Here is a 12,889-nt window from a genome sequence, read left to right as displayed (position 1 = left end):
CTTCGAACATCACGGCTAATAGCTCGAATATTACGGCCAACTCTTCGAACATCACGGCTAATAGCTCGAACATCACGGCCAATTCTTCGAACATCACGGCTAATAGCTCGAACATCACGGCCAATTCTTCGAACATCACAGCGAATTCTTCGAACATCACCGCTAATAGCTCGAACATTACGGCACTCAGTACAAACATCACAGCGAACAGCAGCAACATTGCCACTAACAGTACTAATATCAGTACGAATAGCAGCAACATTGCCACTAACAGTACTAATATCAGTACGAATAGCAGCAACATTGCCACTAACAGTACTAATATCAGTACGAATAGCAGCAACATTGCCACTAACAGTGCAAACATTGCTGAAAATCGTGCTTTGATCAATGAAGCGTTTGATGAAATCGAAGAAAACAGTTCTGGTATTGCAATTGCACTTGCCTTATCTAGTCTTACTAAAGGACTAGCTCCTGGTAAGCGTTACGGAGTTGGCGTTGCATTCGGTACCTTTAAAAACCAACAATCAATTGCTATTAGTGGAACGTTCTCATTTACAGATCCCAATAGTCCTGGCACTCAAGTGATTTTCAACACTGGTATTGGATTTGGTTTGAACAAAGATACTTTTGGTGCTGCTGCTGGTTTGTCTATCCAATGGTAGATATCTGACAAATATCGATTAAAAAGCCTGTAGATCAAATAATTTAGATGATGATTATCTAATCTAAAATTTACAATTGCAGGCTTTTTCTCCATTTTCCTAGTTCTAATCTCTTCACATTAACCAAAATCAATCTATCGTAGACCAGTGTTTTTTCCTGACTAATCAGTTCTGATTTTAAAATTTACAAATCTAATTGATGATTTTTAATAGAGAGAAGATTTGAACTTTAAACAATAAAGCTCCCAAAAACTAAATTCAAAAAACCAAATAAAGAGAGATTCTAGGTTAGATCTTGGAAAAGGCGATTTTTTCTATCCAAAGTCTTCACTCTAATCTTTTTCATCTCAGAGGATTTCTGCAATGTTTAATCAATTAAATTACTTACTTACTGTTATTTAGCCAGTACAGTATTTTATATTTACAAGTTTCAGTACAGTAATTTATTTATGAGTAAAATTAAAATTGGTTTTGTTATACCTAAATATAAAGGTATCCAAACAAAATTCACTAATGGATTAGAACAAAATACTTATTACTTAGTTGCCTTATTTCGTTCAATTGCTGAATATGAGATCTCATACGTATTAGTCTCAGACAATTGCTTGGAAGAGTCTCTCAAAAACCAACGAGAATTACAAGATGATACACCTTTAGTTGAACTTAATAGTTTAGACCCAACACTGGAAGAGCCAGTTATATATGATGTTTTGATACATATAGAATCGTATCTACCAGAGCATTTTATTAAGGCAATACGATCACGTTTCCCAACAAAATTTGTCACTTTTTTTGCTGGAAATACAATGTGGGGATTCATGGAAGCCATTATTCATAATCGCAATGCTTCTGCGATACCGACTTATGAATCTGGTATTATGGATGAACTATGGACAAGTCCTCACTACTTTTATCAGAAAACATTTCTTGAGACTCTAACCAAATCTCCAGTAATGATTATCCCTTATTTATACGAGCCCTGGTTTTTACAGAAATTAGAGAATTCACGAAAAGAACAAAACTCTAATTTTTCGTCTTATTACTGTACTAGTACAAGGAAAAATATTGGAATACTAGAACCCAATATTAGTGTCACGAAAAACGCAGTAATACCAGCATGTATCATAGAGCAACTTTACTGCATTAATAAAGAGTTGTTCGAAGAGAGAGCCGTGTTAATTTATGGAGCTGACCATTTGGTTAAGCATCGATCTTTCCAACGATTATTTGGATATTTTAAAAGCAAATCACTATTTACTGCTAACCCTCGTTTTACTATAGTAGATATTCTTCACTACAATTGCGATTTCATTATTAGTCATCAGCATTCGAATGAATTAAACTACCTTTATCTTGATGCGCTTTATTACAATATTCCTCTTATTCATAACTCTGATATGCTTAAAGATTATGGGTACTATTATCCTGATTTTGATATCAGAAAAGGTGCTCAAGCTTTGAAGAATGCATTAGAAAATCATAATTCTTATATTGAGGCATATGATAGCTCGGCGAAAAAAGCCTTATATCAGTTTAGTACGAGAAATCAACAAAATATTGACGGATATAAAAATCTTATTCGCTCACTTCTCGCTAAATGATTTCTTACAGAGTATTAGCCTTGAAAATCATCAAAAATAATAATGAATTGATTTAGACTAGTTGCAAGCACATATATTAGTTATTTATATTTTTTAATTAGATAATTAGCTTCAAAAATTATTTGTCGTTCTCTCAACACAGTATTAATGTAATGAATAAAATCAAAATTGGTTTTGTAGTCTCTAAATATCAGGGATTAAATACAAAATTCAATTCTGGGTTAGAACAAAACACTTATTATCTTGTTTCTTTGCTTCGCTCTATCCCAGAGTATGAAGTTTCTTACGTTCTTGTTTCCGATAGTTGTTTAGATGAGTCTATTCAGAATCAGAATCAGTTAAACGACGATACTCCTTTAGTAGAGCTAAAAGCCTTAGACCCCAAACTAAATAATCCTGTTCAATATGATGTTCTGATTCACGCAGAATCATACTTACCTGAAAATTTCATCAAAGCAATTAAAGAACGCTTTTCTACTAAGTTTGTTAACTTATTAGTCGGCATTGTGATGTGGGGACTGATGGAAGATATTATCTATAATATAAAAGATCGTTATGTTGGTGCACTACCTATGTATGCACCGGGTATCATTGATGAGCAGTGGATTAATCCCCAACATGCTTATCATAAAGAATATGTGGAAACATTAACAAAATCTAACGTAGCTATTCTCCCGTACATATATGAACCATGGTTTTTACAAAAACTTGAGAACTTGAGGAAAAAAAACAATCCTGATTTTGATCCTCAATATTCTCCCGAAAGTGACAAGCATATTGGGATATTAGAAGCGAATATAAATCTTGTAAAAAATGCAGTTATTCCAGTTAGTATTGTAGAATCGCTCTACAGTCAGGATAAAAAAGCTCTTAAGCGCAAAACTGTTCGAATATATTGTTCAAATAATCTTCGGGAAAGACAGGCCTTTCAGCACTTGTTCAACTATTTTGAGGGAAAGTCTTTGTTCACTTCGGAAGCTCGCTTTGCGGTTCCAGATATTCTTCATTTTGATTGTGATTTCATTGTTAGTCACCAGCATCTATGCTCATTAAATTATCTTTATTTAGATGCGCTCTACTATAATATTCCGCTCATACATAATTCAGATACACTCAAAGAATACGGATATTACTATCCTAATTTCGATGTTAAGAAAGGCGCTGAGGCTTTGAAAGAGGCTCTGGAAAATCATGACTCTCGCCTTGAAGAATATGCTAAGCAAGCAGCAAAAGCGCTGAATAAATTCAGCGTAAGCAACAAAAGGAATATTAATGGATACAAAAAAATCATTAACAAATTAATTGCTTGATTTCTTTTACGTTGATATTGTATTAATTGACATCTAATTTGAGTTGAAATGTTGCTATATTTTCATAAACTTGCACTGGTTAGTAAGTTTGATTTCTGAATAAATTCTTTATGTTTATGTCATTATAATGTTTCAAGATAAAAGCTCAATTACTCAATTTAAAATTTTTGGTGAGCGTCATACTGCGACAAATATAATAGCTAAACTCATCATTCAAAACTTTAATTTAGACTATCGATATTATGATTTTTTGGGTTGGAAGCATAGAAAAGCTCCTTCAGTAAAAGAGCTTCAGAGCGAGCCATTAGTTCTAAATACTTTATTTCTTATTACTGTACGTCATCCTTATGAATGGGCTGCTGCAATGCATCGCCGGCCATACTGTGATTACGATGCGTTGATTCATAGATATGGCTTTAAAGACTTTCTGAAATATCCTATTGAAGATTATGCCAATGTACTAGATATGTGGAATCAAAAGTATGCTAGCTATCAAAAATTTATGGAGTTAGTACCTTACGGGATGATTATTCGATATGAAGATTTCAAACAAGATCAGTTATCTGTGCTTAAGCGTCTATATCAGTGGCTACCAGAGCCGACTGTGCCTAAAGCCATTACCGAATATATGCATGGTGGAGATACATGGACGCTGAAATTCGTAGAACGTCGTATTGGAAATACGATTTATCGTCATTGGGCGGAGTATCCTCCTGAGCCTTCCAAAGCTCCAGCATCTCATAAAAAACCTTTAGCAGAGATAACAAGAGATATTATTGAAATGATAGATAGTCAGATAGATAAATCAGTTTTAGACTATTTTTATCCGAAGAACTAATTACTACACAGTAAATATTGAAAGTGATTACAAGTATAAGAAGTGACTCTTGTTACAGCAGTAACTTCTAATGATCAATCATTTTTTACTTTGAAATAAACTGTGATGGAGCAATACAATTATAAGTGGCTATATTAGAATTAGAAAGTGACAATTAGTACCCGAATTTAGGTGAAACTAACAACTGTAGTAATGAAATGTAAACCTAATGTTAACTAATGGTATCTGTTTTAAGAGATATCTAAAAAAGTTCTGCTCGTAACATTTGTCGAAATGAATTGCATACGAAAACAAGAATTTTGGATGATTAAACTAGTATAAATTACGCAATATTTATAAAGAATATAGACTTCTCAGGTATCCTCTTAGTCTTCCACACTGTTTTTTTTAACAAGATGTAAGCCAAGACAAGCCTAAAGTTAATTGGAGAGCAAATTGATTCACTTGAGCTTACCTGTATGATGAAACATACTTATTGAACTTAGGATGTAGTTCGGATGATATGGAAGCTGAGAATTTAATTTTTACCGTCAGTCCGCAATTTCGGGTTTTCAATTTCTGTTACAAAAACAGCGTTACAAAACCAAATGCCATTAAGTTTTTGCTGAGTTACATATATCTGGCGATTAAACTCATACAAACCAAATAGACGATATCCAAAAGGATGTAAAAAGTGAATAAAGCGTTCTAAGTGCACGTGGAAATGATTATCGAGATTGGTCGTGCATTCAACCTGAATATATTTGATTTTTTGCGCTCGAAGCATGTTTACGAAGCCACCTAGGACATCGATATTGTAGCCTTCTGTATCAATTTTCAAAAAATCTATCTGCTCAATCTTATGTTCTTGGCAAAAGGTATCTCCAGTCAGAACACTTACTGTTTCAGTAGGTTCAGTAATTGTTTGATTTTTAATAATACGGTTACCAGCGCTAGCGCTACAATCAGAGAGAAATGTTTCTGTTCCTTCATGACAACCGAGAGCAATTTGATGGATACTCAGGTTTTTATCATTTTTATTTTTTTCAGCAACAAATGTAAAAACTGGCAAAGCTGGCTCGAAAGCATAAATAGTAACTTGTGGAAAAATACTACGCATCTGTTCAATTGTTTGACCTACATTTGCCCCTACATCAAAAAAAGTAACAGGCTCGGTCATTTGCATTGTGCTCTTTATTTCCGAGAGAAAAGTAGTAGTCATAAGATATCCTCCAAAATATTTATGAGCTCATTAATGTAAATAGTATAAAGAATACAGTGAATGACATCATATATAATATGAGGTTTTTATCAGATTCCATTACACAAGGATCAAACTTAAATGGCGAATCTCTTCTATTTGTGACACATGAACTGTTTCTCTTAATAGTCGCAAAGATATATCAAAAACGGTATAAGCTTTTACCTTGTTTTTTCTGTACAATTTTAGAATTTACGAGATCCAGATTTGCAAGAGCTGATTTTTCTTGGTTTTACATATTCAGTTAGAGTAAAAAATCACACGTGTACATAATATATTCATCAAGGTCTTTAAACAATGACGATATTACATTTTTTGACGAGGATCCATGCGCTTTTTTTTGACTATATGTAATCTAAGTTTTTTTGATTTTAGCCACCTAAATAAACTCTAAGCTATATCTTTTGAAGATGAAAAAACAATGTTTTATGCAAAACAATATTGAGCAAAAAACATTATTTCAGTCCCGCAAAACTTAGGCCTATAGCAAAAAAACTGATTATACTGTGGCTAAAATGCTGAATTCCTTTAGGCAAAAACATGACCGCAACATCAGGCTCCCAAAATCTAGGCTTAATCGAAAAGCAAGAAAAGTATAAGTATAACTATAGTCACATTCCTCCAGTGGCAATGGTCGATACCTTGCCGGAAAGCGAAAAATGGTCAATACCTTGGAAGTTGATGGTGGCGAAGGTGGGTTATCAGCTTTTGGTTAATAAAATAATTGTGACTTATGGTGATCAAGGGAAGGCTGGTGCAGCGAATGATGTACGGGCTTTTTTGATTGCTAGGTTAAAGGAAACTTTTGGGGAACAGAAAGGGTTGTCCAAAGTGCGTGTCTTGCTGCAAGGTGCGAGGTTTCTGCCTCGAATTATTTGGGGTGAAATTACGACGGATGTTGTGGATGTTGAAGAGGTGATGCGGGATGCTATTAAAACTGTTAGTAGAGATTTTCTAGAGGATTTTGCTGCAAATGTGATGGAGCAACTTACCGTTGACGGTAAGGATGGTCGTTGTCTATCGAGTACAGATTTTGAGAGGCTTTTTGCCACGATTGATTTACCGGAGATTGCTTATGAGTATCAAACGGATGAAAGTTTTGCTTATATGAGGGTGGCGGGACCTAATGCGGTTATGCTCGAAAAAATCACGGAACCTGATCCTCGTTTTCCTGTGACGGAGGCTCATTATCAAGCGGTGATGGGAGAGGGGGATTCTCTTGCTGCGGCAAGGGCGGAGGGTCGATTATTTTTGTGTGATTATGAGATTTTGGATGGTGCGGTTAATGGTTCTTTTCCGACGGATCAGAAATATCTTTATGCGCCGTTAGCGTTGTTTGCTGTACCAAAGGCAGATGCTGGGAAACGTGATTTGAGGCCTGTTGCGATTCAGTTGGGTCAAAAACCGAAGGAGTATCCGATTCTCACGCCGAAGTCTAATCGGTATGCTTGGCTCTGTGCGAAAACGGCGGTACAGGTTGCGGATGCGAATTTCCATGAGGCGGTTACTCATTTAGGGCGGACTCATTTGTTTATGGGGCCGTTTGTGATCGCCACCCATAGACAATTGCCAGAAAATCATCCTTTGTTTAAATTACTAACGCCCCATTTTTTAGGGATGTTGGCGATCAATGATTCTGCGCAGGCGAAATTGATTTACAAGGGGGGTGGTGTTGATAAAATTTTGGCGACAACTATTGATAATGCCCGTTTGTTTGCGGTGCTGGGTGTGCAAACCTATGGTTTTAATCGTGCTATGTTGCCGGATCAATTGGCTGCGCGCGGTGTTGATGATACGGAGGCATTACCGGTTTATCCCTATCGTGATGATGCTTTATTGATTTGGGAGGCGATTTATAACTGGGTTAAGGCTTACTTGAAGACTTATTATCCGGGCGATAGTGCTGTGCAGCGTGATCAGGCGCTACAAGCTTGGGCAAAGGAACTCATTTCCTATAAGGGTGGGCGAGTGGTGGACTTTGGTGAAGATGGTGATATCAAAACGTTGTCGTACCTGATCGATGCAGTGACGCTCATTATTTTTACGGTGAGTGCCCAACATGCGGCGGTAAATTTTCCGCAGAAGGGTTTGATGAGTTTTGCGCCGGGTATGCCGACTGCGGGCTATGCTCCCCTTGATAATCTGGGTGATCAGACGGCAGAACAGGATTATCTTGATTTGCTGCCGCCAATTTCTCAGGCTCAGGAGCAATTAAAACTGTGTCATTTACTTGGGTCTGTTCACTTCACGCAGTTAGGGCAGTATGACAAAAAGCATCTTGGTGACCCGAAAATTCAAAAGCCGCTGCGGCAATTTCAAGGGCGACTCGAGGAAATTGAGATGATTATCCACAAGCGTAATGGCGATCGCCCAACCTATGAATATTTACTCCCTAGTCTTATTCCCCAGAGTATCAATATCTAATCGCTGAATGTGTTGTGGGGCGATCGCCGCCTCATAGCTCCAAAAGTAAATCCCCACCGAGTCAAAACTGAGTGGGGATGTTTATTTTTTATGGCCTAAATAATGCAGAACGAAAGAAGTTTATACAGATGCAAGCTCTTTTTGCTCTACAACTTCAGGGCGATCGGCTTCAGAAGGCGGTACAACCTGCCAGAATTGAGGTAGGTAAGTTGCCCAGTCTGCCAAAATCGCTTTTGCTTTAGCACTACCTGTCTTTTCCGCGTGAGCCGTAATCAGATCCTTAAGCTCCTTTTCACCGGCTGCAGTACCAACTCGTTGAATCTCGACGATTTCAGTGTTCATCTTCGCAGGCAGCGTATTTTCAGGGTCAAGGATGTAGGTGAGACCACCAGTCATACCTGCACCGACATTACGACCGACTTCACCCAGCACAACAATCACACCACCAGTCATGTATTCACAGCAGTGGTCTCCCGTGCCTTCAACGACAGCCTTACCTTTAGAGTTCCGTACCGCAAAGCGCTCACCCGCACGGCCATTGGCATAAAGCGTACCGCCTGTCGCACCATACAAACAGGTATTACCGATAATGACGTTATCTGCCGCAGCGAACTGAGATTTTTCGCTAGGAACGATAATAATTTCGCCACCATTCATACCTTTGCCGACGTAATCGTTGGATTCTCCTTCAAGGTGCATTGTCATACCAAGGAGATTGAAAGCACCGAAGCTCTGACCAGCAGATCCCTTAAAGTTGAAGTTCAGCTCACCTTCAAAGCCTTCGTTACCGTACTGCTTCGCAATGAAACCCGACACCCGCGCGCCGACAGAACGGTCAGTATTAATAATTGCAATTTCTTTGGTTAGAGCACCTTGCTCACGAATTGCTTTCTGAACGGCTTCATCCGCCAAGATTTCATCATCAAGAACTGGACCGTTACTGTGAATGCCACCATGGTCGAGCCACTCACGATTTGTACGAGTATCAGGCAAATTAGTTAAACAATCTAAAACTAAACCAGCTGTTTTTGTGAGTTTAGCGTTAGTGCGAGGCTTCAAAAGATCGGCACGGCCAATTACCTCATTGAGGCTCTTATAACCAAGTTTTGCCAAAATCGAGCGAATTTCTTCTGCGACAAAATAGAAGAAGTTCACAACATCACCGGGAACTCCCTTAAAGCGTTTACGGAGACGTTCTTGTTGGGTTGCCACACCAACGGGACATTGGTTTGTATGACAAACCCGCGCCATAATGCAACCTTCAGCAATCATGGCAATGGAACCGAAGCCATATTCTTCTGCGCCCATGACTGCTGCCATCACGACATCCCAACCGGTTTTGAGGCCGCCGTCTGTACGAAGGATGACACGATCGCGCAACTGGTTATCCATGAGGGTTTTATGGACTTCCGTAACACCCAGCTCCCAAGGGCAACCAGCGTGCTTAATGGAGCTGAGGGGTGATGCGCCTGTGCCACCATCATGGCCGGAAATCATAATCACATCGGCATTGGCTTTTGCAACACCTGCGGCGATCGTGCCGATCCCAATTTCAGCTACCAACTTCACAGAAACACCAGCACTGGGATTAATTTGGTGCAGGTCATAAATGAGCTGAGCCAAATCTTCAATGGAGTAAATGTCGTGGTGGGGAGGGGGAGAAATGAGGGTTACGCCGGGCTTGGAGTTCCGCAGCATTGCGATGTATTCACTAACTTTTTTGCCGGGAAGCTGTCCGCCTTCGCCGGGCTTTGCCCCCTGTGCCATCTTAATTTCGATCTGGCGACCACTCATTAAGTATTCAGGGGTCACACCAAAACGACCGGAGGCCACTTGTTTGATGGCGGAGCTAGCCGTATCACCATTACGCAAACCGTGGAGGTGGGGCAATGTGGGGGAGTCACCTGTTCCATCGACATCGTCAAGGACTTTAAAACGTACTGGGTCTTCGCCACCTTCGCCGGAGTTGGATTTCGCGCCTAGACGGTTCATGGCGATCGCCAAAGTTTCGTGGGCTTCACGAGACAGAGAACCGAGGGACATCCCGCCAGTACAGAAGCGCTTCACGATATCCTCAATGGACTCCACTTCACTAATGTCAATGGAGGGGCGATCGCTTTCGAAATCGAGTAAATCCCGTAATGCGGTAGCTGGGCGATCGCTCTGATATTTCTGATAAACATCGTAGTGATCGTAAGCTTCAGTCTTATCGGTATTGTTATAGGCTGCAACCGCTTTGTGGAGTGCCTTAGTCATCTCAGGCGAATTCATATGATATTCGCCGCCTTTGCGGTAGTTGACAAAACCGTAGTTAGCGAGCTTCGTGACGGACAATTCAGGGAAAGCGCGACTGTGGAATGCAATGCCTTCCTGTGCCAAATCGTTGAGAGTCATTCCGCCAACACGGGAAGTTGTACCCGCAAAAGCTGTATTAATCACTTCCATGCCCAGACCAAGGGCTTCAAAAATTTGTGCACCGTGGTAGGACTGCAACAGAGAAATGCCCATCTTAGACAAAATCTTTAGGAGACCGGCTTCAATGGCGTAGCGATAATTTTCCTGTGCTTTCTCAATTGTAATAACAGGAATTTGTTCCTTCTCCATCTGCTTTTGAGTCTTGGGATTGTGCCACCAGTGGCGGACAGACTCAAGGGCGAGGTAAGGACAAACTGCCGACGCGCCATAACCGACCAAACAAGCAAAGTGATGGGTACTCCAACACTGGGCTGTTTCCACAACGATTGAGGCACTTAAGCGGAGACCCACATCAATTAAGTGGTGGTGCACTGCACCAGTTGCCAATAGAGGTGGAATAAAGCTTTGTTCTTTACTGACTGTGCCATTAGCGCGATCGCTGAGCACAATAATTTTTGCGCCAGACTTAACGGCTTCTTCGGCGGCTGAACACAATTCACCCAGTGCTGTCTTTAAGCCGCTGGGCCCTGAGGCGATCGCGTAGGTTGTGCTAAGCGTTACTGATTTAAGGGAGCTACTAACAACTTTTGCGAGTTCAGCTTCATTGAGAACAGGGCTATTGATTTTGATAACATTGGCATCTTTTGCATCAGCCGTTAACAAGCTACCCCGCTCACCCAGATACATATTAAGGGACATGACCAGCTTCTCGCGGAGGGGGTCAATGGGGGGATTTGTGACCTGAGCAAAGCGCTGCTTAAAGTAATCAAATAGTAAACGTGGTTTATCGGAAAGCACTGCAAGGGGAATATCGTCACCCATACAGAAAGTTGGTTCCTTCGCCATTTCTGCCATCGCGTTAATGATCATGTCCACATCTTCAGCGGTATAACCAAAGGCTGTTTGTAGACGAAGGAGATCTTCTTTAGGCTCAGTGCGATCGCCGTTAAAGGGCTGAGTTTCTAGGGTCTCACGATTTTCCTTGAGCCACTGACCATAGGGTTTTTCTTGGGCCACGCGCTTTTTAATGTCCCAATTTTTGAGCACTTCTTGGGTCTGGAAATCAACGGCCACCATTTGACCGGGACCAAGACGACCTTTCTCTACAATTTCTTCATCTAAAACATCGACAACGCCTGCCTCGGAGGAAACTAAAATATAGCCATCTTTTGTGACGCAGTAGCGAGCGGGACGTAAACCATTCCGATCTAAGCTGGCACCAACGGTTTTACCATCGCTGAAAACTAAGAGGGCGGGACCATCCCAAGGCTCTTGGAGACCTGCGTAATAGTCATAAAAATCTGTGATTTCGGGGTGTTCGGCAAGATTTGGTTGATTTTGATAGGCCTCAGGCACAAGGATCATGGCCGCTTCCATCGGCGATCGCCCAGCCCGCACCAGCATCTCCATGGCGCTGTCAAGATTAAAAGAGTCACTGTTTTCAACATTAACAATGGGGTGGAGCGCTTCAATTTCTGCCTTGTCCCAGCCGGGAATTTCAAGGATATTTTCCCGTGCCTTCATCCAGTTGATATTACCGATGAGGGTATTAATCTCACCATTGTGGCCGAGTAGACGCATGGGGTGCGCTAAAGGCCATTTCGGCATTGTATTCGTACTAAAGCGACGGTGGTAAACCGCAAATTCACTCTTATAGAGGGGATTCTTTAAATCTTTGTAGAACTGCCCAAGAACTTCGGACTGCACCATACCCTTATAGACAATCGTGCGGCAGGACAAGGTACAAACATAAAAGACATCGGTGAGGTGCTTACCAATAGTCGAACGAACGATGTAGAGTTCCTTATCTAGAGCATCGCCAGTTAAACCTTGCTCTGAAGTGACAAAAACCTGAGCCATATAGGGCTGATTTTCGCGAGCTTGAGTCCCCAGAGTCTCAGGGGCAACGGGTACTTCACGCCAACCGAGAATCTTGAAGTGGCGATCGCCTAAACTTTTTTCAACAATTGCTTTGGCCTTTTGCTGGGCTGTCACCTCCGGGGGTAAAAATACCATCCCCACACCATAGGATTCGGGTGCTGGCTGCTCAATCCCCTGGGCTTGGAACCACTCTGCAAACAGTTCGTGGGGTAAAGCTGTCATTACACCAGCACCATCACCCGATACACGGTCAGCGGTACAGCCACCCCGGTGTTCCATACAGCCGAGAGCCGTTAAAGTTTGCTCGACAAGTTTGTGGGTTTTGCGACCATCTTTATAGGCTAAAAAACCGACACCACAGGCATCCCGCTCTTCCACAAGCCAACGGGGACCGGTGTAGTACTTTTCTTCTGAAGTATTGTGAGTTGAGGAGTTATGGTGCTGATTCATTATGTCTCGATCCATAGGTAGGAGTTTGTTAAAAAGCCCTTGGGCAATACGCGCAAGATGGAGTT

Annotated in this window: 8 protein-coding genes; 5 read left to right on the top strand and 3 right to left on the bottom strand. The window is 40.9% G+C overall.

The window, feature by feature from the left end:
- Positions 1 to 220 (bottom strand): hypothetical protein (locus NIES208_RS18860; protein WP_171971712.1); only part of this gene is annotated, 220 nt, incomplete at its 3' end.
- Between the two features lie 163 nt (positions 221 to 383).
- On the opposite strand from NIES208_RS18860, the gene NIES208_RS18855 reads away from it, so the two are divergent.
- From NIES208_RS18855 to NIES208_RS04160, 4 genes are all read left to right on the top strand, one after another.
- Entirely contained in the window at positions 384 to 665 is a 282-nt protein-coding gene (locus NIES208_RS18855; protein WP_075890035.1) for a YadA-like family protein, read from the top strand.
- Between the two features lie 449 nt (positions 666 to 1,114).
- Positions 1,115 to 2,266 carry a DUF2827 family protein gene (locus NIES208_RS04170; protein WP_075890033.1) on the top strand — a complete coding sequence of 384 codons (1,152 nt, stop codon included), beginning with the start codon at positions 1,115 to 1,117 and terminating at the stop codon, positions 2,264 to 2,266.
- A 152-nt stretch (positions 2,267 to 2,418) separates the two neighbouring features.
- Positions 2,419 to 3,576, top strand: coding sequence for a DUF2827 family protein (locus tag NIES208_RS04165; RefSeq protein ID WP_075890031.1), 1,158 nt, complete (start codon positions 2,419 to 2,421; stop codon positions 3,574 to 3,576).
- A gap of 127 nt (positions 3,577 to 3,703) precedes the next feature.
- On the top strand, positions 3,704 to 4,414 hold the full coding sequence (locus NIES208_RS04160; protein ID WP_075890029.1) for a sulfotransferase family protein: 711 nt from the start codon (positions 3,704 to 3,706) through the stop codon (positions 4,412 to 4,414).
- A gap of 517 nt (positions 4,415 to 4,931) precedes the next feature.
- Here the strand turns inward: NIES208_RS04160 and NIES208_RS04155 are convergent.
- Positions 4,932 to 5,615 carry an FkbM family methyltransferase gene (locus NIES208_RS04155; protein ID WP_084176528.1) on the bottom strand — a complete coding sequence of 228 codons (684 nt, stop codon included), beginning with the start codon at positions 5,613 to 5,615 and terminating at the stop codon, positions 4,932 to 4,934.
- 579 nt (positions 5,616 to 6,194) lie between these two features.
- On the opposite strand from NIES208_RS04155, the gene NIES208_RS04150 reads away from it, so the two are divergent.
- Entirely contained in the window at positions 6,195 to 8,078 is a 1,884-nt protein-coding gene (locus tag NIES208_RS04150) for a lipoxygenase family protein (protein WP_075890025.1), read from the top strand.
- 120 nt (positions 8,079 to 8,198) lie between these two features.
- On the opposite strand, the gene NIES208_RS04145 is transcribed toward NIES208_RS04150, so the two are convergent.
- Entirely contained in the window at positions 8,199 to 12,824 is a 4,626-nt protein-coding gene (locus NIES208_RS04145; RefSeq protein ID WP_075890023.1) for a glutamate synthase-related protein, read from the bottom strand.
- Positions 12,825 to 12,889: the final 65 nt, after the last annotated feature.

The organism is [Limnothrix rosea] IAM M-220, from assembly GCF_001904615.1.
In the GTDB taxonomy this organism is placed as follows: domain Bacteria; phylum Cyanobacteriota; class Cyanobacteriia; order Cyanobacteriales; family MRBY01; genus MRBY01.
The sequence above is the reverse complement of the archived record's forward strand: the minus strand, read 5'-3'. Positions and strand labels throughout refer to the sequence as shown.